Annotated in this window: 20 protein-coding genes and 1 rRNA gene (1 of these 21 running past the window's edge); 17 read left to right on the top strand and 4 right to left on the bottom strand. The window is 40.3% G+C overall.

The genetic code is table 11. The features are described 5' to 3' along the window. Positions 1-26: 26 nt before the first annotated feature. From asd to LEP1GSC203_RS14845, 14 genes are all read left to right on the top strand, one after another. Positions 27-2,273, top strand: a complete 2,247-nt coding sequence (asd, locus tag LEP1GSC203_RS14910) for an archaetidylserine decarboxylase (RefSeq protein WP_002974940.1) — start codon at positions 27-29, stop codon at positions 2,271-2,273. 2 nt (positions 2,274-2,275) lie between these two features. Further along, the gene (locus tag LEP1GSC203_RS14905) at positions 2,276-2,599 is read left to right on the top strand and encodes a DUF971 domain-containing protein (RefSeq protein WP_002974933.1); all 324 of its coding nucleotides are present in this window, start codon (positions 2,276-2,278) and stop codon (positions 2,597-2,599) included. Between the two features lie 95 nt (positions 2,600-2,694). Further along, positions 2,695-3,765, top strand: coding sequence for a flagellar motor switch protein FliN (gene fliN, locus LEP1GSC203_RS14900; RefSeq protein ID WP_039938150.1), 1,071 nt, complete (start codon positions 2,695-2,697; stop codon positions 3,763-3,765). A 41-nt stretch (positions 3,766-3,806) separates the two neighbouring features. Next, a complete protein-coding gene (locus LEP1GSC203_RS14895; protein ID WP_002974903.1) occupies positions 3,807-4,550 on the top strand; it encodes a FliO/MopB family protein in 744 nt (247 codons plus the stop codon). Beyond that, entirely contained in the window at positions 4,547-5,356 is an 810-nt protein-coding gene (gene fliP / locus LEP1GSC203_RS14890; protein WP_002974894.1) for a flagellar type III secretion system pore protein FliP, read from the top strand. The genes LEP1GSC203_RS14895 and fliP overlap by 4 nt, the downstream gene beginning before the upstream one ends. Continuing rightward, entirely contained in the window at positions 5,353-5,616 is a 264-nt protein-coding gene (fliQ, locus tag LEP1GSC203_RS14885) for a flagellar biosynthesis protein FliQ (protein WP_002974890.1), read from the top strand. Before fliP ends, fliQ begins: the two co-directional genes overlap by 4 nt. 1 nt (position 5,617) lies before the next feature. Then, the gene (fliR, locus tag LEP1GSC203_RS14880) at positions 5,618-6,400 is read left to right on the top strand and encodes a flagellar biosynthetic protein FliR (protein WP_002974882.1); all 783 of its coding nucleotides are present in this window, start codon (positions 5,618-5,620) and stop codon (positions 6,398-6,400) included. Continuing rightward, positions 6,397-7,665 carry an EscU/YscU/HrcU family type III secretion system export apparatus switch protein gene (locus LEP1GSC203_RS14875; RefSeq protein ID WP_051064180.1) on the top strand — a complete coding sequence of 423 codons (1,269 nt, stop codon included), beginning with the start codon at positions 6,397-6,399 and terminating at the stop codon, positions 7,663-7,665. The genes fliR and LEP1GSC203_RS14875 overlap by 4 nt, the downstream gene beginning before the upstream one ends. 4 nt (positions 7,666-7,669) lie before the next feature. Then, entirely contained in the window at positions 7,670-9,784 is a 2,115-nt protein-coding gene (locus LEP1GSC203_RS14870) for a flagellar biosynthesis protein FlhA (protein WP_002974924.1), read from the top strand. A 10-nt stretch (positions 9,785-9,794) separates the two neighbouring features. Further along, complete coding sequence (dusA, locus tag LEP1GSC203_RS14865) at positions 9,795-10,769, top strand: tRNA dihydrouridine(20/20a) synthase DusA (RefSeq protein ID WP_039938148.1); 975 nt, start codon at positions 9,795-9,797, stop codon at positions 10,767-10,769. Between the two features lie 328 nt (positions 10,770-11,097). Beyond that, the gene (locus LEP1GSC203_RS14860) at positions 11,098-12,795 is read left to right on the top strand and encodes a DNA repair helicase XPB (RefSeq protein WP_002974904.1); all 1,698 of its coding nucleotides are present in this window, start codon (positions 11,098-11,100) and stop codon (positions 12,793-12,795) included. Between the two features lie 8 nt (positions 12,796-12,803). Then, positions 12,804-14,021, top strand: coding sequence for a pyridoxal phosphate-dependent aminotransferase (locus LEP1GSC203_RS14855; RefSeq protein ID WP_002974906.1), 1,218 nt, complete (start codon positions 12,804-12,806; stop codon positions 14,019-14,021). Between the two features lies 1 nt (position 14,022). After that, on the top strand, positions 14,023-15,054 hold the full coding sequence (locus LEP1GSC203_RS14850) for an SH3 domain-containing protein (protein WP_002974965.1): 1,032 nt from the start codon (positions 14,023-14,025) through the stop codon (positions 15,052-15,054). A gap of 26 nt (positions 15,055-15,080) precedes the next feature. Then, positions 15,081-15,890: an alpha/beta fold hydrolase gene (locus tag LEP1GSC203_RS14845; RefSeq protein WP_002974977.1), complete on the top strand. Its 810-nt coding sequence runs from the start codon at positions 15,081-15,083 to the stop codon at positions 15,888-15,890. 72 nt (positions 15,891-15,962) lie between these two features. Here LEP1GSC203_RS14845 and LEP1GSC203_RS14840 read toward each other — a convergent pair whose 3' ends face one another. Continuing rightward, complete coding sequence (locus LEP1GSC203_RS14840) at positions 15,963-16,436, bottom strand: Dps family protein (RefSeq protein WP_269571000.1); 474 nt, start codon at positions 16,434-16,436, stop codon at positions 15,963-15,965. A gap of 26 nt (positions 16,437-16,462) precedes the next feature. Beyond that, positions 16,463-17,080 (bottom strand): CsgG/HfaB family protein, encoded by a 618-nt coding sequence (locus LEP1GSC203_RS14835; protein WP_232225910.1) that lies wholly within the window; start codon positions 17,078-17,080, stop codon positions 16,463-16,465. Positions 17,081-17,207: 127 nt separating this feature from the next. On the opposite strand from LEP1GSC203_RS14835, the gene LEP1GSC203_RS14830 reads away from it, so the two are divergent. Next, the gene (locus tag LEP1GSC203_RS14830) at positions 17,208-18,122 is read left to right on the top strand and encodes an alpha/beta hydrolase (protein WP_002974967.1); all 915 of its coding nucleotides are present in this window, start codon (positions 17,208-17,210) and stop codon (positions 18,120-18,122) included. A gap of 42 nt (positions 18,123-18,164) precedes the next feature. Here LEP1GSC203_RS14830 and LEP1GSC203_RS14825 read toward each other — a convergent pair whose 3' ends face one another. Next, on the bottom strand, positions 18,165-19,865 hold the full coding sequence (locus tag LEP1GSC203_RS14825) for a hypothetical protein (RefSeq protein ID WP_002974953.1): 1,701 nt from the start codon (positions 19,863-19,865) through the stop codon (positions 18,165-18,167). 11 nt (positions 19,866-19,876) lie between these two features. Next, on the bottom strand, positions 19,877-20,905 hold the full coding sequence (locus LEP1GSC203_RS14820) for an LA_0442/LA_0875 N-terminal domain-containing protein (protein ID WP_002974948.1): 1,029 nt from the start codon (positions 20,903-20,905) through the stop codon (positions 19,877-19,879). 577 nt (positions 20,906-21,482) lie between these two features. Between LEP1GSC203_RS14820 and LEP1GSC203_RS14810 the strand changes: the two genes are divergently transcribed. Beyond that, complete coding sequence (locus LEP1GSC203_RS14810) at positions 21,483-24,854, top strand: chitobiase/beta-hexosaminidase C-terminal domain-containing protein (RefSeq protein WP_002974959.1); 3,372 nt, start codon at positions 21,483-21,485, stop codon at positions 24,852-24,854. Between the two features lie 1,208 nt (positions 24,855-26,062). Then, positions 26,063-26,409, top strand: a 23S ribosomal RNA gene (locus LEP1GSC203_RS14805); its annotated part runs 2,500 nt beyond the window's last position; the annotation flags it as partial.

The raw sequence follows: 26,409 nt of genomic DNA, 5'->3' as shown, positions 1-26,409 counted from the left end.
ATCCAATTTCGTGAGGAAGAACCAATATGGAAACACTCTTTCAAAACGGATCTAAGTTTAATCTGATTTTAGGATCGGACATCCTGAGCCCTTATTTCTATCTCATCCTCGTTGCCTCGGTCTATTTGAGCATTCGGTTGGGATTCCCACAAATTCGTTTTCTCTTTCTTTCACTTAAGATCCTAACGGGCAATATGGACTTCAAAGGTTCCAAGGGCCAATTAGTTCATTCGCAAGCCTTCTTTGCTGGGATTGGATCCTCCCTCCTTGCCGGTTCCGTCATTGGAACAGCCCTTGCCATCGCTTATGGTGGAATAGGCGTTCTTTTTTGGATTTGGGTGATGAGTTTGTTAGTGATGCCCATCCGTTTTGTTTCCTCTACTTTGGCGGTGAAGTTTCGTAACCAACTGCCGAGTGGCCGTTATCTTTCAGGTCCCATGTATTTTATCGAAAAGGCCTTAAGAGCTAAGTGGCTTGCTGTGGCATTTTCATTAGCGAGTATGGTGACTGTACTTTTGTTTGGTGGAATTTTCCCTTTTGTCGGTCTCACTTATATCACAAAAGAGGGTCTAAATCTTTCGGGTCTTTCCGGTCCCATTTCTATTTCTGTTATTTTACTTTTTATCGTTATAGGTGGTGTTAGGCGAGTAGGTCGCGCTGCCTCTATTTTGGCTCCCATCGGGATTATTCTTTTTATATTTGGATATATCTCTCTGTTTTCTAATGGAATGATTTCCTTTTTCGGATTTTTATCTGATGTTACTAAAGAAGCTTTTTCCATCAAGGCGTTGCAAGGTGGTGGTGCTTTTGGGATTTTACGTGCCTTATCAGTTTCTTTGAGTACATTCTTTTTGTCTACGGAAACTGCTGTTGGAAAGTCTTCTGGAATTGCAGGTGTGGTTCGAACTGATTACGCCGCAAAACAAGGATTAGTGAGTATGCTTGCTTCCTTCTTTGAAGGTTTTATAATGGCCACTCTTGTGGGTTTTGTTTTGTATTCATATGGTGCGGTAAATTTAGACACCATCCTTTCTTTTCCAGATCGAATATTGGAACAGAAAGAATCCTTATCCGCTATTTTGTTCTTTGTATCCTTCCTTTGTTTTGGGATCTTAAGCCTTGCGGGTTGGTTCTATAGCGGGGAACAAAATGCATTCTATGTATTTGGAGAAAAGTTTTCCAATTTTTTTAGAATGTTATTTATTGGTTCCACACTTGGATTTGCTTATCTATATGTAAAGTTCGGAATTGATGTGCTTGTTTTTGTGATGCATTGGGGTTATATTGCAGCAGTCATCACAAGTGTTCCTCTACTTGTATCCCTAATGTTACTTGGGAAATCTGCCAATTTAGAGCTTAAAAAATACCTTTCCGAGTCAGGAGCTAGGTATGAAATTTTCAAAGATATTTATCTTTTGTTTTTAACCTTACTTCCTAAAAATCTTATCTCCAAAATTTTCGGATATTTCTCCACTCTAAAGTTACCACGTTTTATGATGATCCCCATCTTAAAGGCGTTTGCAAAAGTTTATAAAATTAACTTAAGTGAAGCGGAATTAGAAATCAAAGAATACGCATCCTTAAATCAGTTCTTTACTCGTGCTCTGCGTGCTGAAGCAAGGATCATTGATTCAGCTGCCAATGCCGTTGTTTCGCCTACAGATTCCAAAATCACAAGTTTTGGAAATATCAATCAGTCCACTATCATCCAAGCAAAAGGGATCGATTACTCCGTAAAGGAATTGTTAGGTTCTGAAAAGTATTATCCACATTTTACAAACGGAAAATACATTACCTTTTACTTGTCCCCACAAGACTACCATCGAATTCACAGTCCATTCGCAGGCCAAATTTTAGGATACTATTATGAACCAGGAAAATTGTTTCCAGTGAATGATTTGGCAGTTCTAAATATTCGTGGGCTTTTCCCGAAAAACGAAAGGCTCATTACCTTCTTACAAACTGAATACGGTAAAATCGCCGTGATCAAAGTGGGGGCCTCGAATGTAGGAAAGATTCGAGTGACTTATGATAATAAAATTGTTACAAACAATTGGATCCGTTTTGCGAAAGAACACCATTACAAAGATGTTTCCATAATGATCGACAAAGGGTCAGAGCTTGGTCGTTTCGAAATGGGTTCTACCGTCATTCTTGTTTTCGAAAACGATACCATTGATTTGACAAACATAACCCTGGGTGACAAAATCCAATACGGAACCACTGTGGGAAATTTTCGTTCTAAAACGACAAAACTACCGGTGAAAGCATAAAAATGCCAAACTCACAATTAGCTACCTTCCCGAAAGATATCTCATTTGATGATGATTCGCTCTATATTGAGTGGAAGGATGGCCATGGTTCCAAGTATTCGCTCCTCGATCTCCGTAAAAAATGCCCCTGTGCCACTTGTCGCGGAGGTCATGGGGGGAGTGTGGGGCAGGCAACGGGTCATATTGAGTCCATCAAACTCCTATCTTGGACGAAAGTGGGCCGTTATGCGATTTCGATTGTTTGGAGTGACTACCACAACACGGGAATTTACTCCTATGACAATCTTCGTGCCTATTCGGACGGACTAGCGAGTGCTTTTGACTAGATCCGTTTACTTTTTGTCAATTCGGAAAAAAACTGAGTGACAAAAAGATTCATATTATGTCTCATTATCCTAAGTTTTTCCGGAGATAAAAGGGTATGGGTGAAGGTTCACTCTCACAAGACGAGATAGACGCATTACTACAAGGTGCGGATGATACATTCGACCTCTCTTCCTTAAGTGGCGCCTCCAGTTCGTCATCGGACAACCTATCCCCTATTGACCGCGACATTATATCCGATGTGATCGGCTCTGCATTCCAGGTGGCGGGGAACACACTTGGCACGATCTTGGCAAAAAACACTCGTTTTATGAACCCTGCCACCGAATCGAGCTCCTCTGCTGATGTCCAAAAAGAACTCGGAACCAAATCTGTTAGTTTATTTTCAACGATTAGCGGTAGTTTGGCGGGCAGAGCTTGTCTTATTATGGCTCAAGAGAATGCCGCAAAAATTGCTGGTGTGATGATGGGGGGAATGACTCCTCCTGGACAATTAGATAACGCTCAGCTCCAAACCCTAAAAGATTCATTATCCCCAATTCTCGGAACGGTAACAGCACAAATTGGAATGAAACTTGGTGGCACCATGTCTGGCAGTCCACCGGAAATTGCGCTCGTAAATTCAGGTCGGGATTTGCAATTACCAGATGACAATAGTTTGGTGAAAACTTCTCTCAGTTTGAATATTGATGGGGTTGGTTCTTTTAAAGTTTATTATGTAGTTTCTCTCTCTATGGCGAATTCCATACTGGATATTCAAAAAGGGGGAGGCCAAAAACAACAACAACAGTCCGGCGGAATGAATGTCAACATGCAACCCAATATGGGAATGGGTGGTGGACAAGGTTCTGTTGGGATCAAAGGTGTTAATTTTCCTTCTCTTGCCACTGCGGGTGCTGGCCCTGGGCAAACCAATCTCAATCTCCTCATGGACGTACAAATGGCTCTGACCGTGGAACTCGGTAGAACCAAAATGTACATCAAAGACATTCTAGGTTTGGGTGAAGGATCTATCATCGAGTTAGACAAGTTAGCTGGGGAACCTGTGGATTTACTTGTTAACGGCAAACTCATTGCTAAAGGTGAGGTTGTGGTCATCGATGAAAACTTTGGTGTTCGTGTTACCGATATCGTAAGTCCTACCGACCGACTCAAAGGCGAAAAATGATCCATTTAGGTAAGAGAGTACAAAAACGAAAGGGGCAAGTTATGTACTTTTGCCTAACACTCGTATTTTTTGTATCTCCTCTCCTTTCCCAAAACGTGGGAACAAAAGAACTTGACCAAATCCTTCGCCAAGAGTTGGGAGATTCAAAAACCAAACCAACCGATTCAAATAATTCCAGTTCAGCTCCTAAATTCGAAGGTTCTTCCGACTCTAACAAGACTAAGACGGAAGAGGGAACTAAGGTTTCTGAAGAAACCAACCTTATCCAAGAGCGTTATGCAGAAAATCCAGATGATTCTCCTTCTGCGACTTGGATCTTATTAAAGATTTTATTTATTTTAGCCATTTTAGTAGGTGCAGGTTATTACCTGATCTTACAAATGCAAAAATCAAAATCGGCAAAGTATCCTGTAAAGGGATTTATGAAGGTTTTGTCTAGCCTCTCTCTTTCTGCGACACAATCGGTACAAATCGTAGAAGTAGGTGGTCGTACGCTTGTGTTAGGTGTAGCAGATGGATCTGTGAGTTTATTAACAGAAGTCACTGCTCCTGATGAAAAATCACAGATTCAAAAGATGAAAGAGGAAGCCGATCCTTATGTTCCGAATTTTTTAGAAACGGTTCTCGAGAGTTTACAATCCAAGGCACAACGAAAAATTCGAATCAATCCATCCAAAATGGAAAGTTTAGAATCTGATGGAGCGGCAGAAATCCAAAGAAAGGCCAAAGAAGGTCTCGAACGTTTACGTAAACACAGGGAATTGTTAGAGGGAGGAGAATCATGAGAGATCGTTTTTTTTCCTTTTGTAAGAGACATAAATCTATTATTTTTCTCATTAGCATTCTATTTCTCATCACTGCAGGTGGGTTTACAGGCCTTATGGCCCAGGATAAGGGCACAAGGATTCCGATTCCCAATCTATCATTTAACGTAAATGAGGCGAAAGGTCCCAAAGACACTAGTCTTTCGCTGATGATTTTATTTCTTGTGACTATTCTTTCTTTGGCGCCAGCCATCGTGATGAGTGTCACTTCGTTTACAAAAGTTGTAATTGTATTTGATTTTGTGAGAAGGGCTCTTTCGCTCCAAAATTTACCACCAAACCAGGTGATGATGGGTCTTGCACTTTTTGTCACTTTCTTTATAATGGCACCTACTATTGGTAAGGTGAATGACGAAGCACTCCAACCTTACTTAAACGGAAAAATTGATCAATCCACATTTATGGAAGGGTCAATGAAACATTTACGTCAGTTTATGATTCGTCAATTAGGAAGGGATGGAACAAAAGACGTAGCCTTGTTTTTGAAAATCGGGAAGGTTCAGAATGTGAAATCCTTTGAAGATGTTCCTTCTTATGTTTTGGTTCCAGCTTTTATGTTAAGTGAAATCAAAAAGGCATTTATCATTGGTATTTATATATTCATCCCTTTTATTGTTATCGATTTGATAGTAGCTTCTGCGCTCCTGGCAATGGGTTTTATGATGTTACCTCCGGTAATGATTTCCCTTCCGCTTAAGCTCATACTTTTCATTTTAATTGATGGTTGGAACTTACTCGTCCTTGAACTCGTAAGGAGTTATAAATGACAGAAGTCGACGTAGTCAATTTACTGAGAGAAGCATTCATCGTGACTCTGAAAATATCCAGTCCGATCCTCATAACCGCTCTTGTTGTGGGCCTTATCGTTGGTATTTTACAAACCACTACTTCCATTCAGGAACCAACCATTGCTTTTGTGCCAAAACTTGTTTCTATCTTTGCTGTGATAGTGTTTTTTTCGGCTTGGATGGTGCGAGTGATGACGGACTACACTCGTGAAATTTTTTTTATGATAGAAAAGATATGATATGGAACCATTTGTTTTACACTTTCAATCTTTTCTTTTGGTCTTAGTCCGCCTCCTCGGCCTCTTTCTTGTTGCGCCTTTTTATTCTTCTGAATCGATCAATTTTTCCCTAAGAATGATCTTTTCCTTTATGGTTTCACTCATAGTGTATCCAGTTGTGGCGACTTATATGCCACAAGTTCCAGGTCATATGATTAACTATGGAATCCTTGTAATATCTGAAATGTTGATTGGAGTGTTTATCGGATTTCTCGTCTCACTAGTGTTTGCTGCATTCCAAATGGCCGGTGAATTCTTTAATAACCAAATTGGCTTCGGGTATACGGAAATTTTAGATCCTGTCACACAAAACTCACTCCCAGCTATTGGAACTATGAAGAACCTAATGGCTACAGCTCTTTTTCTTGTGATCGGCGCACACCGGTTTCTCATTGAAACACTTGCCTATTCCTTTGAAAAAATAAGAATCATATCTTTTACAGGGCAAGTAAATGCAGGATTGTATCGCCTGATGGAAGAAGCTATTGGCGCCATGTTCGTAGTCGCTTTTAAAATTGCCCTGCCTGTGATGGGAATTCTATTTTTGGTTTCTCTGGCAGAAGGCCTTATGGGAAAGGCAGCTCAACAAATGAACGTGATGTCTATGTCGTTCCCACTCAAAGTATTTATCGGAACTTTGACACTCATTGCGACTTTAACTTTCATCGCCACACAAATGGTGCAAGGAATCCAAATTTCTATGGATAAGGCAAGTTTACTCATTCGGGAGTGGCCAAGTCTATGAAGATGAGTGGATTCAAAAGATTTACATTAAACTGGGAAAGTTTTCTCGATTGTATCAAATCATTGTATGGTGGGTTTGATTCTTTTTGTTTGGCCAATTCAATTCCCTTTGGCTTTCCATACGTGGCAGAGAAAGATAGAAGCATTGTGCACTCTGGTTTTTCCTCTGGATACTATGAAATAGAACTTCAACTCTTTGCTGCGGCTGATGAAGGTAGAACCGAGCCTCCAAGTGAACGTCGTAGGAGAGAAGAAAAAGAGAAAGGGAATGTTCCTAAATCGAATGAAGTGGCTTCCACCTTGGTTTTATTAGGTGGGACGGGCGTTTTGTTTGTTTTAGGTGATACATTCATTCGTAACACTGCCATTTTTATTAAAAAATACCTACCGATGGGAATGAAAATGGACCGGTTTGGGGCAGAAGAGTTTCGAGTGATCCTCTCCGGAGTTTCACGAGATTTTTTTAATCTTCTCTGGCCGGTCCTTGCGATTACATTGGTATTTGCAGTCGTAGGAAATGTAGTGCAAGTGGGTTTTATGTTTTCACCTAGAGCATTATCCTTTCGATTTGATCGCATCTCTCCCAATTTTAAACGGGTTTTACCAAACCGCCAAACATTGTTTAACTTAGTTAAATCTTTGGCAAAGGTTGTACTTATCGGTATTATTAGTTATATTTTGATTTCTGGTGATTTTTTAAAAGTGCTCCTTACTGGAAATATGGGAATGATGCAAGCAATCAAACTCATTACCTATTCAGGATTTAAGATTATGATGGCCGCAGGACTTTTGTTACTTGGGATTGCAGTGGCTGACTTTTTTTTCCAAAAGTCAGAATTTGAAGATTCCCTAAAACAAACTCCTTCAGAAGCCAAACGAGAGATGAGGGAAGATTCTGGCGATCCAGTAATGAAAAATCGCAGGATGCAACTAGCAAGGGACATGATGCAAGGCAATATGCTTCGTGAAGTTCCAAAGGCCGATGTGGTTATTACTAATCCTACACATTATTCGGTGGCATTGTCCTACGAAATGGGAAGGGATTCGGCACCGCGAGTGATTGCAAAAGGTGAAAACCGCCTAGCACTCGAAATACGAAGGATCGCAAGAGAAAATGATGTTCCAATCGTAGAAAGCCCCAAACAAGCACGTCTTTTATATGCACAAGTGGAAGTGGGAAAAGAAATCCCGCAAGAGTTCTTCCATGCAGTGGTTCAAATCCTAATCACTCTTGAGAAGTTTAAAAAAAAAGTAGGAATGGCATAAGCAAATGAACTTTAGAGACATACTCAAACAATCCGATGTGGTTTTAGGAGTGGGAACACTTCTGATTTTGGGAATGTTGATTGTCCCATTACCAGGTTTTGTCTTAGACGTTCTAATTGTGATCAGTATTGGTCTCGGACTACTCATACTAATGACAGCACTTTCTGTGACTGAACCCAGCGAGTTTTCTATTTTCCCAAGTTTACTGCTTATCACCACCTTATTTCGGTTAGCCCTTAACGTATCTACAACAAGACAAATTTTGTCAAAGGGACCTGCTATGAATTCGAGTGTGATAGAAGCATTTGGAACCTTTGTGGTGGGTGGAGAATCAGGACTTGGTAAGTATGTTGTGGGCCTCATTATCTTTATCATCTTAACAATTGTGCAAGTTCTTGTAATCACAAAAGGTGCAACTCGAATCTCGGAAGTGGCAGCAAGGTTTACATTGGATGGATTGCCTCAGAAACAAATGTCCATTGATATGGAACTGAATAGTGGTGCGATTACTGAAGCGGAAGCTAAAGTAAAAAGAAAAAAAGTCCAACGCGAAGTAGACTTTTATGGGGCCATGGATGGAGCTTCAAAATTCGTTCAAGGAGATGTGAGAGCAGGTCTTATCATTACCGCCATTAACTTGCTAGGTGGGATTTTGATTGGATCTACTATTCGCGGGGAATCATTCCTCGCATCAATTGAAACTTACGGAAAGTTTACGATTGGGGATGGACTCGTATCCCAAATTCCGGGACTACTTTCTACAACGGCAACCGGTATCATTGTCACACGTTCTAGTTCAGAAAAGAAACTCACCGTAGAAATCAAAGACCAACTTTTTGGAAATGCCAAAACTTTGTATGTGGTTTCAGGTGCCCTCGGGCTTTCTAGTTTGATTCCTGGACTTCCTTTCTTTTCACTTTTGTTTTTAGCAGGAGCCATTGGGTATTTGGGTTATTCGATTGAAAAAGTAGCCAAAGAAGAAATCAAAAAAATCGAAACTGTTGCCCAAGAAAAAGTGCAAGAGAAAAAACCAGAAAACTATATCAAAGAAATCTCAGTCGAAGCCATCCAGGTGGAACTCGGTCGCGACTTACTTCCGTTAGTGGATTCATCCTCAGGTGGGCATTTGCTCGAACAAATTGCCAATACTCGTAAAAAATTTGCAATTGATTTTGGTCTTGTAATCCCTGCCATTCGAATCATAGACAATCTAGAAATTCCGCATGATAACTATAGCATTCGGATCAATGGTGTAGTTGTAGGTCAGTCCGCAGTCAGAGCCGACAGACTAATGGCCATGAACAATACAGCCAGAAATTTAGAACCTATCATTGGGGAACCATTTACAGAACCTGCCTTTGGACTCAAAGCGACTTGGATTGATCCAAATGATAAAATTGAAGTGGAGAACAAAGGTTATTCGGTAGTTGATCCGTCTACCGTCATTATCACTCATTTGAAAGAATTGATTTCCAATTATGCTTCTCAACTTTTAGGAAGAGAAGAAGTAAAAGCCCTTCTCGAACATTTGAGACAAACCCATCCAACTCTTGTTGGCGAATTGGATTACGACAAACAGGGAAGGCTTGGAATCATCCAACAAACTTTACAAAATCTTTTGGCAGAAGGTCTTTCGATTAAAAACCTTCCCAAAATTATGGATGCCATTGCCAACCACCTTCCAAGGACAAACAATCCGTTTGATTTGGCAGAACATGTGCGCCAAGCTCTCTCTCGTCAAATCATCAACGACTTCCTTTCTCCTGATGGAAAGTTACATGTGGTAACTATCGATCCAAGGATCATTGATCGTATGAACAAAAGTATCACACTCGATGAAACCGATGGAAGTAAGATCATCATCCTTCCTCATGATGTGCGTGTGCGAATTTTAGAATCGGTGTACAATGAACTTCAGAAAGCTTTGGATGAAAACAGATTCCTGATTTTTGTAGTTTCTCGTTACTTGAGACAAGCCTTTGCATTCTTTTTGACAAAGGAACTCCCCCCCAGGAACTTTGCAGTAATTGCTTCTGAAGAGATCCATCGAGGGGTTCCGACAGAAATCGCCTCGGTTCTTAGCCTTCCGTCCAGAGAGGAACATCCACAAGAAGCATAGGAGAAAGTCTTTGTTACCACAGGTTCCTATCAGTCGAATTTCCGTCGCTCCGATGATGGACTGGACTGATAGGCATTACCGCTTCTTTATGCGGTTAATCTCCAAACATGCACTTTTATATACAGAGATGGTTACTACTGGTGCCATCCTACGTGGAAAAGACAATCATAGATACCTAGATTTTTCTAAAGAAGAACATCCCGTCGCCCTTCAGTTAGGTGGTGATTCGCCGAGCGCTCTTGGTGAATGTGCCAAAATAGGGGAAGATTACGGATATGATGAAATCAATTTGAATATAGGTTGTCCCTCCGACAGGGTCCAAAGTGGAAGTTTTGGGGCTTGTCTTATGAAAGAACCAGACCTTGTGGCCGAGATGGTGGCAGTCTGTAAGTCCAAAGTAAAGATTCCCGTGACTGTAAAACATCGAATCGGCGTAAATGGAAAAGAAAGTTACGAAGACTTACAGGATTTTGTATCTAAGATCCGAGCCGCTGGTGTAGACCAAATCATAGTCCATGCAAGGATCGCTATTTTAGAAGGGTTGTCTCCCAAAGAAAATCGAACCATCCCACCACTTCGGTATGAAGATGTCTATCGACTCAAAAAAGATTTTTCCGATCTGTCCATTGTCATTAACGGGGGAATCAAAACCCATGAGGAAATTGGTAATCACCTAACTAAAGTAGATGGTGTGATGATCGGGCGGGCGGCCTATGACAATCCTTTTCTTTTTAGCGAAGTAGACTCTCTGTATTATCATTCGAATGAGACTTGTAGAACCAGGGAAGAGGTTTTATCGGAACTGATTCCTTATGTTCATTTTGTACTAAAAAAAGAAGGAAAGATTCATTTTGTCCTGCGCCACCTTTTGGGTTTATACCACGGAGAAAAAGGGGCAAGGGAATACCGAAAATTTCTTACCGATAGAATGCACCAAAGTTCAGCCAGTGAATTTATTATAAAAGAATACCTTTCTTTGCGTTAAGGATACTTAGGGCGAAGGTCACCTGCCATCGTTAGAAGGCGGGGGACGGAAGCGTTAGCGCACCCCGTAGTAGCCTGACCCTGGAAAGATAGAAGTTTGGTTTAAGATAAGATTGGGGAACGCACATTAAAAGGGAAAAGTCAAATCAAATAATTTTAACGTTTGCGTATAGAATAACGTGAATTAGACGGTAATCCTTGGTGATTCGTTCGAAATTTTCTGGATTTGCCTGAAAAAGGGCACGAAAATGCATCCAAAATCTATTAAAATCAAATGAGTTGACAGGGCGGTTTCCGTTCCCAGCCTGGTTAAATTGAGAGGGAATACCATGACCAAGCCACTCACCGTACAAAGTGACAAAACGATGCTTCTTGAGGTGGATAACCCAGAATTTGAAGCCTGTCGGGACCTCATTGCCAAGTTTGCCGAGCTCGAAAAAAGCCCGGAATATATGCATACTTATCGCATTTCTCCACTTTCTTTGTGGAACGCTGCCTCCATTAAAATGACTGCCGAAGAGATCATTGAAGGTTTAACTAAATTTGCCCGTTATTCCGTTCCTAAAAACGTTATGAATGAAGTGCGAGAACAAATCTCGCGTTACGGAAAAGTGAAACTGGTAAAAGAAGAATCTGGGGAATTGTATATCATTTCCAATGAAAAAGGATTCATTACAGAAATTGCGAACAACCGTGCCGTTCAACCCTTTGTGGATGGAATGGAAGGTGATAAAATTCGTATTAAAAAAGAATACCGCGGTCACATCAAACAAGCGTTAATCAAAATTGGTTTTCCTGTGGAAGACCTTGCAGGTTATGATGAAGGGAACAAATACCCATTCAACTTACGTCCTACTACCAAAGGTGGAATTAAGTTTGGAATGCGCGACTACCAAAGAGCATCTGTCGAAGCGTTTCATGCTGGTGGGCGAAATGAAGGGGGATCGGGTGTAGTCGTTCTTCCATGCGGTGCGGGAAAAACCATCGTGGGTATGGGGGTGATGCAAATTGTGGGAGCAGAAACTCTCATTCTCGTAACGAACACATTGTCCATTCGTCAGTGGCGAAATGAAATTTTAGACAAAACGGATATTCCTGAGTCGGACATTGGTGAGTATTCAGGTGAGATGAAAGAAATCAAACCGATCACCATTGCGACATACAATATCTTAACTCATAGAAAGAAAAAAGGTGGGGATTTTACTCACTTCCATATCTTCAGTGCCAACAATTGGGGACTCATTGTGTATGATGAGGTTCACTTATTGCCAGCTCCAGTTTTTCGTATGACATCAGAACTCCAAGCCAAACGTAGGTTAGGTCTTACTGCGACTCTTGTTCGGGAAGATGGACTAGAAGAAGATGTGTTCTCACTCATCGGTCCTAAAAAATACGATGTACCTTGGAAAGAACTCGAAGCGAAGTCTTGGATTGCAGAAGCCAATTGTGTGGAGATTCGTGTTCCAATGGAAGATGATCTTCGTATGAAATATTCTGTCGCTGATGACCGTGAAAAATTTCGTTTGGCTTCGGAAAACCCAGAGAAACTCCGTGCGATTAGTTATATTTTGAAGAAACATTCGACTAACAACATTTTGATTATTGGACAATACATCAATCAGTTGGAAGAAATTTCTCAAACTTTTAAAATCCCATTGATTACTGGAAAAACTCCACTTCCTGAAAGACAGGAACTGTACCAAGCATTTCGTTCTGGCCAAATCAAACAACTTGTGGTGTCAAAGGTGGCAAACTTCTCGATCGACTTACCAGATGCCAACATTGCCATCCAGGTGTCGGGAACTTTTGGTTCTAGACAAGAAGAGGCGCAAAGGCTTGGTCGGATCCTTCGTCCGAAGTCCCAAGACAATACAGCCATTTTTTACTCACTGATTTCGCGTGATACCAATGAAGAGAGGTTTGGACAAAACAGGCAGCTTTTTCTCACCGAACAAGGGTATGAATATGAAATTTATACTTTGGATCAGTTTAAAGAAACTGTATCGGAAGAATTACTCACTAAATAGAGGATAAAATGAAACTTGTAGCAAGACGACTGGATGTCGTAGAACCTTCCCCCACACTCGCGATCACTGCGAAAGCAAACCAATTGAAAGCGAGTGGACTTGACGTTGTTGGATTTGGTGCAGGAGAACCTGACTTTGATACGCCAACGCATATCAAAGAAGCTGCCAAAAAAGCAATGGATCAGGGGAAAACCAAATACACTCCCGTGAGTGGAACTGTTTCTTTGAAAGAGGCAATCATTCGTAAATTCGAAACCGAAAACGGTCTGAAATACGAAAAGAACCAAATCATCGTAGGAACAGGGGGAAAACAGGTTCTCTACAATTTTTTTATGGCTACTCTCAATCCTGGAGATGAAGTCATCATTCCTGCACCGTATTGGGTGAGTTATGCGGACATCGTTCGCCTTGCGGAAGGAACTCCTGTGATTGTGCCAACGGATATTTCCAGTGGATTTAAAATCACAGCAGACCAATTGGAAAAAGCGATTACTCCTAAAACAAAAGTTTTTATTTTTAACTCTCCTTCGAATCCAACAGGAGCCGCTTACACTCGTTCGGATGTAGAAGCATTGGTAAAAGTTTTGGAACCAAAAGATATTGTTACCGTGTCGGATGATATCTATGAAAAAATCATTTATGATGGATTGGAATTTGTAAATCCAGCGATGATTTCAGCTAAGATGAAGGAAAAAACCTTTGTAGTGAATGGAGTGTCCAAAGCTTATTCCATGACAGGATGGAGGATTGGATATGGGGCAGGGAATGCAGAGATTGTGAAAAACATGGATACCATGCAAGGCCAATCGACAAGCAACGCCTCTTCCATTTCGCAGGCAGCTGCAGAAGCGGCACTCGCTGGCGACCAAACTCCTGTAGCCGAAATGCTAAAAGCATTTGATAAACGTCGTAAACTTATCGTGGGACTATTACGTGAGATCCCGGGTGTGGAATGTCGGATGCCAGAAGGTGCTTTTTATGCTTTCCCTTACATCACTGGTGTTTATGAAACTAAAGGTTTCCAAAAATTAGTGGCAGAGAAAAAAGAAAGTTCTTACTCCAAACTTTTTTGTGATATTTTACTCGATAAATACAATGTCGCTGCAGTTCCTGGAATTGCTTTCGGAGATGATAAAGCCATTCGATTGTCTTATGCGTTAGGTGAAAAAGACATTGAAAAAGGTGTGGCTCGCATCAAACAAATGGTTGAGGATTTACAAAAGTAAAATGAATTCCCGCCCTTTACTGAAAATGATTCGTAGAGGGTTGGTTTTTTCTCTTTTTTTCAGCTCGCTTTTGGCAGCACCGACGATCCAGGAAAAAACCAAACAAACAAAACCATCCGAAATTTATAAACGTGATTCGAACACTCAAATTGTAATCCCTGTCATAGGTTTAAATTTACATTTGTTTGCTGACCAGAAAAGTGACGTTCTGCGTAAACTTAAGTTTGGCGAATCTGTTACTTTTGATCGAGACTCACTAGAAAGCCCAAAAGAAGATTGGATTCCAGTAAAGTTAGAAGATGGCCTTTCTGGTTTTATCAAACGTTCTGTGGTGCGATCTGTCCCTCCTAAACAATATCTTTCTACTTTGTTGTTTGAAGCAGAACGAATGATTTTGTCGAAGAACATTGATTTTGTGGCAAAACAGGAAATTACGGATTCCATATTTCAAGTTTCCGGCTCTGGAAAGTATACTGGAGATGATTTTATCTTTCTTCGTGCAAAAGCAGGCTTTTTTCTAAAGAAAACAGTGGATCTTATGAACGAAAAAAGTATCAAACCTGATAATGATCCTTCTACTCTAGAATTTTTAAAACGTCACCAAACCAAGTTATTGTATGATTATTCATCAGGGAAATATTACGTTGATTCAAATTACTTTTGGAAACTTCTCGAGTCTTATCCTAAAACAAAACATTCTGATTATGCTGGTTATTTAGCTTCAGAAAGTATTCCTCTTGTAGATTGTGGGACCGATTTAAAATGCAGATTGGAAGAGATGCGGAAGGGAAAACTTCGTTATATATATCTTTTTCCTACAGGTAATTATGTAAATTTATACACTAAGGATTTGGTAGCAAATTTGTATTCTATGACGAAGGATCCAGATTCCATTCCTTGTTTTTTGCCAGTGAGTGAAGGAATCAAATCGGAAATCAACCAAATGATTCGGTATACCTCAGAAATTGGACCTAGAGAAAAAAAACAAATCCTCCCTCATTTGCAAATTTTAAAGAAAGAATGTTTTCGATGATGAGTTTTTGATAATCGGTTTTTTCCTTGAAATTAAGTTTTAAACATTATCCATTTTTAAAAGGTACGGAAAATCAAAAATCAATCGGCGATATTATCATATTGCACGGGTTATTCGGTTCTTCGAAAAATTGGGTTACAGTGGCTAAGGCCCTTTCTGAATTTGGATCTGTTTATACCATCGACCAAAGAAATCACGGCGACTCTCCTCATAGTTCTGAACATTCCATTAAGCTGATGTCAGAAGATTTAGAAGAATTTTTCACAGACCATCAAATCAAAAATCCAATTTTACTTGGGCATTCTATGGGTGGGCTTGTGGCTATGTACTTTGATTTTACTCATCAGGGTGTTTTGAAGGCACTTGTAGTACAGGACATTGCACCTAGATCCTATCCCTTTGCCTATGACAATGAAATTCAATCGATGTTGTTCCCATTGGATGGATTTAACTCCCGAACTGCAATTGACCAAGAGATGGCAAAGTATTTACCTGATACTTTCATTCGTCAGTTTTTACAGATGAGTTTGGATCGGTTAGATACGGGCGAATATCGATGGAAACTGAATGTAGCCGGATTAAATCAGGCGCGTCGAGTTTTTGATCATCCTTTCCCAGAGAAGATATTTTCTAATACCATAACTTTGTTTATACTTGGTGGGGCTTCGGAATACATAACGGTGAAAGATAAGTTATTGATTCAGGAAACTTTCTCTCATTTAACCATGGTAAGTATTCCTGGAGGTGGACATTACATCCACTACACTCATCAGAAAGAGTATTTGGAAAATTTACTTCAGTGGTTTCAAAATCAACAGCAAAAAGAAAACACTTGAATTCAGTGAAAGAATTCAAATGTTCTTTGTTAAGTTTACGTCTTGTAAACTAAGGAAAGGTTTTTATCTTTTCTAATCTTCGAGTAAAGAACGCAACATCCAAGCAGTTTTTTCATGAATGTCAAGTCTCTGTGTGAGTAAATCCAAAGTAGCTTGGTCATTTCCTTTTTCTGCTGGTTCGTAAGCCGCTCTTGCGGTACGAATGACTGCTTCATTTCCTTCCACTAAATGTTTGATCATTTCTTTAGCCTTAGGAACTTCTTTATCTTCTGCGATACTGGAATACTTTGCAAACTCCCATCCACCCATAGGTGCATAATATCCTAAGGATCTGATTCTTTCTGCAATGGGGTCGATTGCATTCCAAAGTTCTGTATACTGCGTCATAAACAAAATATGTAGAGTTTGGAACATAGGCCCTGTAACGTTCCAATGGTAACTATGTGTTTTTTGGTACAAAGTGTACGTATCTGCCAAAAGTTTTTTTAATGACTCTGAGATTGCACTTCTTTCTTCTTCTGGAATTCCAATATTAATTTTCATGATTTATCCTTTTTATCAAATCTAAACGACTATTTACGAATTTCTGTAGCAATGCGTTCCACTAAACTTTCAGCAACGAAGTCGTATTGGCTTGTCGAAATTAAAATATCCTCTCGGCTCCAGACAAATCCAAATCCCAAACTGTATTGTAAAATTCGACCCATAGTCCAATCGGCACCTGGTTTTTTGCGAGCATTGACAATGACATGTCCTGATTCGATATGTACTACTTTCAAGGAGACAGTATCCACTAAATTGGGGATGAGTTTTCCTTTTTCATCATATTTTTTGAGTGCAGATCCTCTACCAAAAACGAGTGCATCCACACCTAAAACTTTTCCTAGGCGAACAGCTGTTTGTGTGTCAATGATCCCCGTTTTTGAAAAACTTTGTTCGTTTACCACTTTGGAAAGTTGTTCCCTTTCTATGACCTTGACGGGAAGGAGTTTTGCAATTTGCAAGGATACGGCATCGGTAAACTCATCTCCCCATTTCGCCTCTTCAATGTCAAAAAGCAATACAGCCACTTTGGAAATTCCTAGATCCGTTTTTCCTGATTCCGGATATTGGACGGCGACATCCATGGTACGACAGTTTGTAAATGTGAGGCTCAGGAGGAGGGAAAGGCACGCTAAATATAGTTTCATAGATTTCCTTAAGAAATGAGGGAAGGATCGTCAGTAGGCAATTCTTTTTCGGGTCAAAAACTGGCATTTTGGAAAATTCGCTTTTCCTATTGTGGTCTCTCCTAGATTTTTCCAACTAGGTCCTTTAATGAAAAAGATTCTCAGTTTATTTATAATCATTCTCACCTTTTTTCTGCTAGGTGCAGGTTATTTTTTTTCATCTTCCATTGTATCCTTTCCCATCACTACCTTAGAAGAAGATAAGACGAAATTAAACATCAATTCCGTTGTCGAATTTGGACTGCCCGAGCCAGAATCCATTCGATTCCAAAACGGAATTTTACGTCTTCGCGGTTGGTATTTTAAAAATCCTAAACGTAAAAAATGCGGTGTGGTTTTACTTCACGGGCACAAACGAACTCGATATGGTGTTTTAAAATACGCACCCTTATTTTGGAAACAAGGCTGCAGTTTGTTTATGTACGATGCTCGCCATCATGGGGAGAGTGCAGGAGAATACGGAACGTACGGATTTTATGAAAAAAGTGATTTGGAACGTGCGATTGAATTTTTTTCAGAAATTAGCACGGTTCCGGAAGAAAAAATAGGGATTTTTGGTGCTTCTTTCGGTGCTGCGACTGCTTTGCAATATGCGGAAGGTCGTAATGATTTTGCTTTTGTCATTGCTGATTCACCTTATATGGACATGCGCTCGATCGTAGAAAAAAGGGCCGTTGACTTGTATTCCCCCCTGATCTTATTTCTTTCTCCCATTGCGCTTTCGATCGCAGAAATTCGAGCTGACTTCCTTGTGGATGAAGTCTCCCCGAAAAAGGCAGCAAAGTACATATTCCAACCAGTTCTTCTTATCCATTCTAATTCTGATGAAATCACACCGGTTTCTCATTCGGAAGAGATTTTTCAAAATTTAAAATCAAACAGAAAACAGTTGTTCATTACTGACTGGGGAGCTAGCCACTGTAAGTCGATTGATACTCGCTATAAGGAGTATGAGTCAATTGTGAATTCCTTTTTAAAGGAAAATACAACCTTTCTCAAATAATATGAATTGAATATCACCTATAGCAAGATAGGTGGTATTTTTCTAACGAATTTTGATGAGTCTTGGCAGAGCTTCCCAGTTTCCATCGTCTTGTGTGAAATGTGTAAGGTAGACTGGTCTTGAATCAAACCCTGTTCCTGCACCGATTGAACCACTATAATTTAATTTTCCATTTGCCGATTGTAATTGTTCAGGATTGGTAATGCCTCCAGCAAAGTATGTTGTTGGTAGAACCCCTACTGTTGACGCACTTGCAAAAGAATCGTTCGACTTGTAAATTACTATTGTTGGTGACAAAAATGTTGCGTTAGTTGATAAAATCATATAATCGGAATTTAAAGATCCTTTGATTGATCTTAATAAGGTAGAAGTTGATGTCTGCGAAACTGAAATTCCCGAAATAATTGGAGTGTTCCTGGCGATTGTCGGAGAGGGAGATGTATAGGAATCCGAGGGAAATGTATAACCGTTGTATGGTTGGGTTCCGTTAGCTAATGCGATCAACTGACCTTTATAAGGGTATACGTATGATTCAAAGGTAAGTCCAGCATTAAAATTAATTGTATTTGATGCTAAATCAGACATACGTATTGATCTTATTGGTAAAGAAGTGACCAAATAATTTGCTGTGGTAGGGCATTGTAAATACGAAATTCCATTCATATTGAAAACCTGGTAACCCGGCAAATGAAGATCGGGATTGGTAACTGAACAACTAAATCCTGCACTTAAATCGTTTGTTGATGTAGAATTAAAACTGATTAAAGTTGGACGGTACTGCGAAGAAAAATAAGGAGTTACGAGAAATCTATCGTTACCTGTATAAAGTGCAGGATATTGCCAAGAACGGTCATCTTGTGTAAACAGGTGATAATTTGTAGGGAGTCCTAACGTTTCAACAGCAACCGAAGATGGTGTAGAAAAAGCCGGAATTCGGAGAACTAAATCTTTGTTGGATTGGTAAACGCCAGACAAATCTGTTTGTTCCGAGAGGAAAAAAACATACTGACTTCCATCAAATGATGGTAGTGATATTTTTAATCGTTTTTGGGTGGTGCCTTTTGTATTGATAGTAACACCCTCAATGGCAGTTACCTGGTCATAAGTTTCGCCATCAGCACTAGAGATTATATATCCTTTATAATCGTTGTCTGAGATTGAAATATAGGATAATTGAGTTTGTATAAAAATAAACTGTCTTCCATTTGCTGACCCAAGGGGGGTAAATGTTGAAATTGATCCCATCCCATTTCTATAGTTTGCTAAGTCTTCAAGAATGAATTGGGTTGCTCCAGTTTGGCTTAAAATAGAAAAAGATTGTTTGGTGATTCCGTTATAAATTCGGAAATTGACTGTCCCAACATTATTTCCTGAACTTTTAACAGTAAGATTCGCAATTCCTCTTTCAGAAAAAAACAGAAAACCTCTTCCGTTGGCATCTAATGTAACTGTTAATGGTTGTATATTGGCCCCATAGAGCGAGACAGGAATTCCATTTTCATCTGCTTCATTGAAAACTGAATACTCTACTGTTCCCGTACTATATGGTGTTCCATTGGAATCAGTAAACTTCATAAAAACAACCGTTTGGCTGTATGTATTAAAGGCATCGGCCAAACTCAACAATCGAAGCAAGGATTGCAATGAACCTAGATCTTCTCCTGGGTCAAGGCTGGATGGTTTAAAAATTCTGCATTGAAAGGTAAATAAAAGAAGGATCAGTGTTGTAAGTATGCGATTCATTTGGGTTCTCCTTAGAATAGAATGGAATACCGAACTTCCGCATAGATGGAGTTCGTTTGAGGTCGAATGCCAGTGATAGAATAAGGTTTGTCCCATCCAGTTTCCCAATCCAAACCATCCTTAAATTGTTTTCCACCTGTGCTGACAGTAGGGCGGTCTGGATATCGGTCACGTCCGATCATAAAGGCATGAACTACATTCGTAATATAAATGATTCCCGCAGTGCCAAGCCCCGCTAGGTATTTGGCATTTGCCTCTTTTGCTTCATTTTTACTTTTTGCAATGAGATCTTCTGTAATCGAAGTTTCCACAAATCCTCCAATGAATTCCGAAGGCAAACTTACATTTTGTGCATTGAATCTGGTGCCTGGACCACCGATTTGGTTGAGTAAAACCATGGAGTCGTAATGTGACTTTGCATTTTGTTCACCAGTGCGAAGTGGACCAAGTGAATACAATAGAGTTCCGAAAAATAAAGTGCCAAATGTCCCCGCTGATACAGTATAACCTCCACAATATTGCCCCCATCCAGGGATTAAAGCAGATCGCCAAATCAAAGCTAGTCGGCCTCCGCATTGGGTGGCTGCCGGAGAGGGACCTAATTTTCTTGTGGCAAGCCATTCTGCTTCGGCTCTTGCTTCTCTTTCTGCTTGTGTCTCTTTGTTTTTTTCTTCAGCAAGTCTTGTTTGTTCTGCAAGTTTAGCTTCTTCTTCTAAACGTTTTTGTTCTTTGGCTTCTGCAAGCAAACGTTCCTTTTCTAGTTTTGCTTTTTCTTTCTCTTCTTTTTCTTTTAGTTTTTTCTCTTCAGCGATTCGAATTTTTTCTGCTTCTTGGTCGCTTACATCTTTATAGATTACTTTTAAAATCTGAGATTTAGTTATCGTTTGTGCACCCTCTGTAGTTTGGACAGTGAGTCCACGTTCGTTTTGGTCCGTCACCTTTCCTTTGAGTGTTTTCCCGTTTTTAAGGATGACGGTATTGACTGCGAGTAGGGGGAAGGAAAGAAGGATGAGGAGAGATAAGAATAGTATTTTTTTCATTTATAGGAATCCATTCCAAGTTCCTGAAATTCTTGCATTCATTCAAGAAATTGCAAGAGAATTTTGGGGATTGTGTTGGTGGATTGTCAACAGGGATAATCGAACTTCCTAAGTAAAAATGCAATTTTTTAGTCTCTAATTTGCAATGATTCATTTTTTCCTAAATAATTAGCCGATTTCAGATCATTTTTAGATTCTCACTACTATGCTTATTCATCAATCGATTTGAATTTCCTTCTCCACCAGTAATTTCTTGGTCATACTGAACAATTTCCCATAGTAAACTAATGTAATAAGACTTCCATTTGTTAGGTTCCCGCTTTTTCGATCATTCTGATATAGATTTTTTAGCAGAGATGGAAATCACAAAAGTAATTTCTACAATAATTTTTCCTGCCATATCCTTGAAAGCTGTTCTTATCACAACTGTTATGTTTTCTAAAACTGCTGAAAACGGTGTGAATCCCTTTTTCGAACATTTTTAGACAAACTAATGAAAATTAGCTGTTCGTAGGAGAAATTCGAAACCACATTAACATTTTCGAATATTAATGCGAATTTTTAGGAAAAAAGTAAAATGCGAATCCCAAAACAAATCTATCTCCTTTCTTTCTTAGTTCTATTTATCAGTAATTGTGTTCTTTTTTTACCCAATGGTGGTAGCCAAACAGACTTTAGTTTATTTGGTTTCCTACTGGGCCTTGTTGGAGGTTCTCCAACTTCTGCTCAAAATCTAACACCAGGAGCCGCCGTCGATCTGTCAGGTGATGGAAACCCCGAAGGAACGTTAGTCGATTCCGATGGCGACAGTATTTCCGATGGAATCAATCTCACTGGTGGAACCACTCCCAACCTCATTCTGATCGACACCAATGGAGATGGAGTTCCTGATGCAGTTGATTCCAACGGAGATGGATTACCTGATTATTACATTAGTCCCAATCCACCTGGATTTCTCACAACCGGACCAGGTGGAACGGGAAATCCAGTGGTCATCGTTGTGGATGCAAATGGGAATCCACTGGGCTTTGATACTGATGGAGACGGGACACCCAACGATACTGCCATTGTTACTATCCTCAGTGATACAACTCCCCCAACTATCACCAGTTCCTTGTTAACTGGGACATTTTCAACGACTCAAACTACAACTCTCACATGTTCGGATAACAAAGCACCAGGATCGATTGTTTATACTTTGGATGCTTCAGCACCCGCTTTCTCACCAAAAAATGGAACCCTCATTGTAAAATCATCCAAAGCAGTTTCTCTTTCTACAGAAGGAACTCATACCCTCCAAGCTATCTGTCGTGATTTAGCAGGAAATGTTTCTTTACCCACAAACATTGTTTATACGATCAATACGAAAATCCCTGCTCTCAGTATTGTCAGCCAATCTTCGACTTCCATCAGTGCGAGTGCGGGTGCCATATCTAGCTCGTCAGCCACTTGGCGAACCGATAGGTCCGGGTCTTTTACTATCAGAGAAGGTAGCTCTTGTGATTCAGGAACTATTGCCACGACTGGATCTGCTACCGCAAATGTCGACCAAGGATTTGTTCGTTCGCATACTCATTTTACAAGTGAAGGTACGAAGACTTATCGGATTTGTGTAACCGGTACGAACGGTCTCACCGGATTTGTATCTGTCACTCTACAAAGAGATGATACCGCACCCGTTGTCACTGCTACCCCTGGTACTGGAAATTATGGAGTAGCCACTTCAGTCTCTCTTTCCTGTTCAGATACTGGTGGTTCCGGTTGTGACCAGATTGCTTATGCAGTTCAAGCCGGTTCAGCACCAACAAATCCAGCCATCCAAGGAACGACTGGAACGGTAAGCAGCGGAATTTTATACACCGCAGCTTTTTCCATCACTGATGCTTCAGTCACCTATATTAAGTTTGTGGCTCGTGACAAAGCAGGAAATGTTTCTGGTGTCAGTTCTCAAAACTATACTGTAGATACTCAGGTAGCTACTATCACTGTGAACTCTCATACTGCAGCCATCGGTGGTGTAGCAAATGCATCGTTAAGTTGGCAAAGTTCGAAAGCGGGTTCTTACCAAATCCGTTTGGGTGGAACTAGCTGTTCCACGGGAACGGCTTTAACGAATACAGGAAGCAATGCGAATGTTACAGGAAATATTACGGCAACGACGGAAACAACTTCCACCATCGCAAACTCTCATTTTGTGGAAGGCGATAATACCATTCGTATTTGTGTCGCAAACTTAATCGGTAGCTTTGGATCCACCACTCGATATACAAACAAGGACACTACAGCACCCACCTTGACGATGGCATCTCCTTCTGGAAGCGGGCCATTTGCTTCGGGAACTCAACTCCAACTCAGTTGTTCTGATACTAGCGGTAGCGGATGTGATAAAATCATTTATACTTTGAATGGCACAGAACCCACGTTTGATGGGAGTGGGGCCGTGACTAATGGGACTGTGTATTCGTCACCAGTGGCTTTATCTAATGGTAGCAACCAAGTAAAATATTTGGCTCGTGACTTGGCAGGAAACTTAAGCACTTCAGGAAATCAAAGCTTTCATGTAGGTCCACCGAGTTCTCCTGTCTTTGTAGAAGCACATGCGGGGGGAACGAGTGCTATCGTACAATGGTGGCCGGTAACAGGAGCCACATCGTACACTGTATACTATAGCACAAGTCCTGGCGTGACAACTTCATCGACAAGTTTTGGGCCAGTGACTGATCCACATGCAACGATTACGGGACTTACTGGTGGGACATTGTATTACTTTCGAGTGGTAGCTAGCAGTGCATTTGGGAGTAGTGGGGTAAATCAGTTTGAGGCTATGGCATCTACTACGGCAACGCAGCCTGGAACAAGTGAAAGTGGAATACACATAGATCTTTCAGCAGGATTCATAAATGTAAATGCGGGTAAACCTGTCGCTATCATTGATCCTTTTAATTTCAAGATACTTGTGGTTGCGGAAATGCAATATAAGCCTGCCCTATACCGCTGTGAATTGAATGGTTCAAATTGTACTTATCATGATATTTCGGTCGGACAAATTGAGAAAGGTAGAGGTGGACATGCCATCATTGATCCTATCAATAAAAAACTATTAGTTCTAAATACGAATTATGATCACACGAAAAGTGAACTTAATTTATTTAGGTGTAATCTTGATGGCAGTGGTTGTATTTATAAGGAAATTTCTAATGGTCAAGAAGTTAATGGTAGCCATCCTCCGAGTATGTTATTTGAACCGATTCACGGCAAACTTCTTGTATTTTTCTTAAATAAAACTAATTATAAATACAGTTTACTTAGATGCGATTTAGATGGGACAAGTTGTGAGTTTAGAGACATTTCTGCTGGCCAAGGCAATGGTCAAAGAATGGTTCCGTTATTAGATTCAGTGAATAGAAAATTGCTAGTCGTTTCCGGGAATAGCCTTAATCAATTTAGACCCAATTTGGTTAGGTGTAATCTCGATGGAACGTCTTGTACTTCTCATGATATTTCTGCAGGGCAGGGTTATGGCTCTGGTTCCTATCCAAGTGCAGCCTTAGATTCATTAAATGGAAAACTATTAGTTGTAACCATGAACCAAAGTAATAGTTCAAAACCCAGCTTATTTAAATGTAATCTAGATGGATCCTCTTGTACTCACCAAGACATTTCTGCGGGGCAAGTTTCTAATTATGGTCAATATCCAAGTATTGTATTAGATTCATTAAATGGAAAACTGCTTACATTTACAACGAATGCCGGGGGTGGACTCAGCCAATTCTTGTGCAATTTAGACGGATATAGTTGTGTTCATAAATTGATTTCTGTTGGACAGGGTTCTAACTCAGGCCTCCTTCCAAGCGCTGTTTTGGATTCTATTGGAGGAAAGTTATTCATCGCGACTATGAACTCATTTAATCCCTATGTTAATTACAGATCTTCTCTCTACATTTGGTAACCAGACTTTAGCCTTGGTTAATGTTTTGTTGCAGTCTCTCAAGGTGGATGAGGCATGATTATTTATGAAACATTCATCAGTCTGATCATTTTTAGTAAGACCTAATTTTCACTTGTCGAATATGAAACGGCAATTTGGTTTAGTATTGTCTTTGCAAGAAATGCATTATAAAGATTCGAAGGTAGGAGCAAATATTTGTTTCTTATTGAAACTGTCTGGCAAATTTTTTTCTTATGTATTTTGAATTTCGAACAAGCTAGAAATTGTAGGATTACTCGAGATATGATGGCTGTTATATACCGTTGAACCCATCTTCTGCCAGTTACGGTCAGAATTCGCGGGATGGCTATGTTTACATGCAGTTTAACGTGTGTTATTTGAGAATATGGTCACCCCGCCCTGATTGTAGGGTGGGGAACTAGACCCGCCACCCAATGACTTTCCTCTATCATGGCCACGCTTAACAGACAACAAACAATCGACACTAATCAAAATTTTTACAAATAAGTTCACCTTTCTGCCGTTATAGATCCATTCCAATGATTTCACAAGTCGCTATCATTGGAGGAATTCACAACCTAACACGAAAAACCTGCTATCCTTTGTCCCTAAAAAAATGCTGTGGTTTTCTTTCCAAAGAACGAACCGACTATGTCTCTAGTATATAGATAACCTAACAGGAAATAAGCTCCCGTGCCATACCTTTTCACCTGATCTTTTCTCCATTTGCTCTCTCCCTTGTCCCATCCCACCGAACTCACATTAAACGCCCATCTTACCAGCCGTACCGATCACCCGAATTATGTCTCATTACTACCATCTTACCTTATAAAAAAAATCAAATCTATCCGCATGAACTACGAACTTTTTTATAAAACCGAGTTGACTGCTTAGGTTTTGAAATTACTTTGGTTTTTACCGCATGGATCTTTTCGATCTATGAAACCGGTAGCTTGCAGGCGACTGTGGGCGGAGGGAGAGGAAGATCTTCCTTTGCGCAAGCAAAACGAATAACCGACATTTTAATTTTCCACGAGAATACTCCTGGGTGATTAGTCTGTAGGGAAACATTCGTTCTTTGACAACATATATACGACATTGTAAGAAAACAGACAATGCGCCGAGGGCCATACAGACGCCGAGTCATGTATGGTTCATCAAAAAGACGAACAAAAAAACTTTAAGGATATTGCTCATAAGAGTAATATGGTCAAGTAATTAAGGGCGTACGGTGGATGCCAAGGCACTAGAAGGCGATGAAGGACGTGGTTTGCTGCGATAAGCGCACACAGGAGTTGTAAACAAGCTTTGATCCGTCGATTTCCGAATGGGGGAACCCTACTAGGCAAAACCTAGTAACACAGCAATGTGGGCAAGACCCAGGGAATTGAAACATCTTAGTACCTGGAGGAAGAGAAAGAAACCTCGATTCCGTCAGTAGCGGTGAGCGAAAGCGGAACAGCCTAAACCTCTGACTACGTTACAGATCTGGATCGCTGTAGCAGAGGTGTTGTAGGACTTACGGGTGCAGTTCAGAATGCATCAAGGAGTTACA

It is taken from the genome of Leptospira terpstrae serovar Hualin str. LT 11-33 = ATCC 700639, assembly GCF_000332495.1.
GTDB classification, from domain to species: domain Bacteria; phylum Spirochaetota; class Leptospiria; order Leptospirales; family Leptospiraceae; genus Leptospira_A; species Leptospira_A terpstrae.
This window is presented reverse-complemented; position numbering and strand designations above follow the sequence as displayed.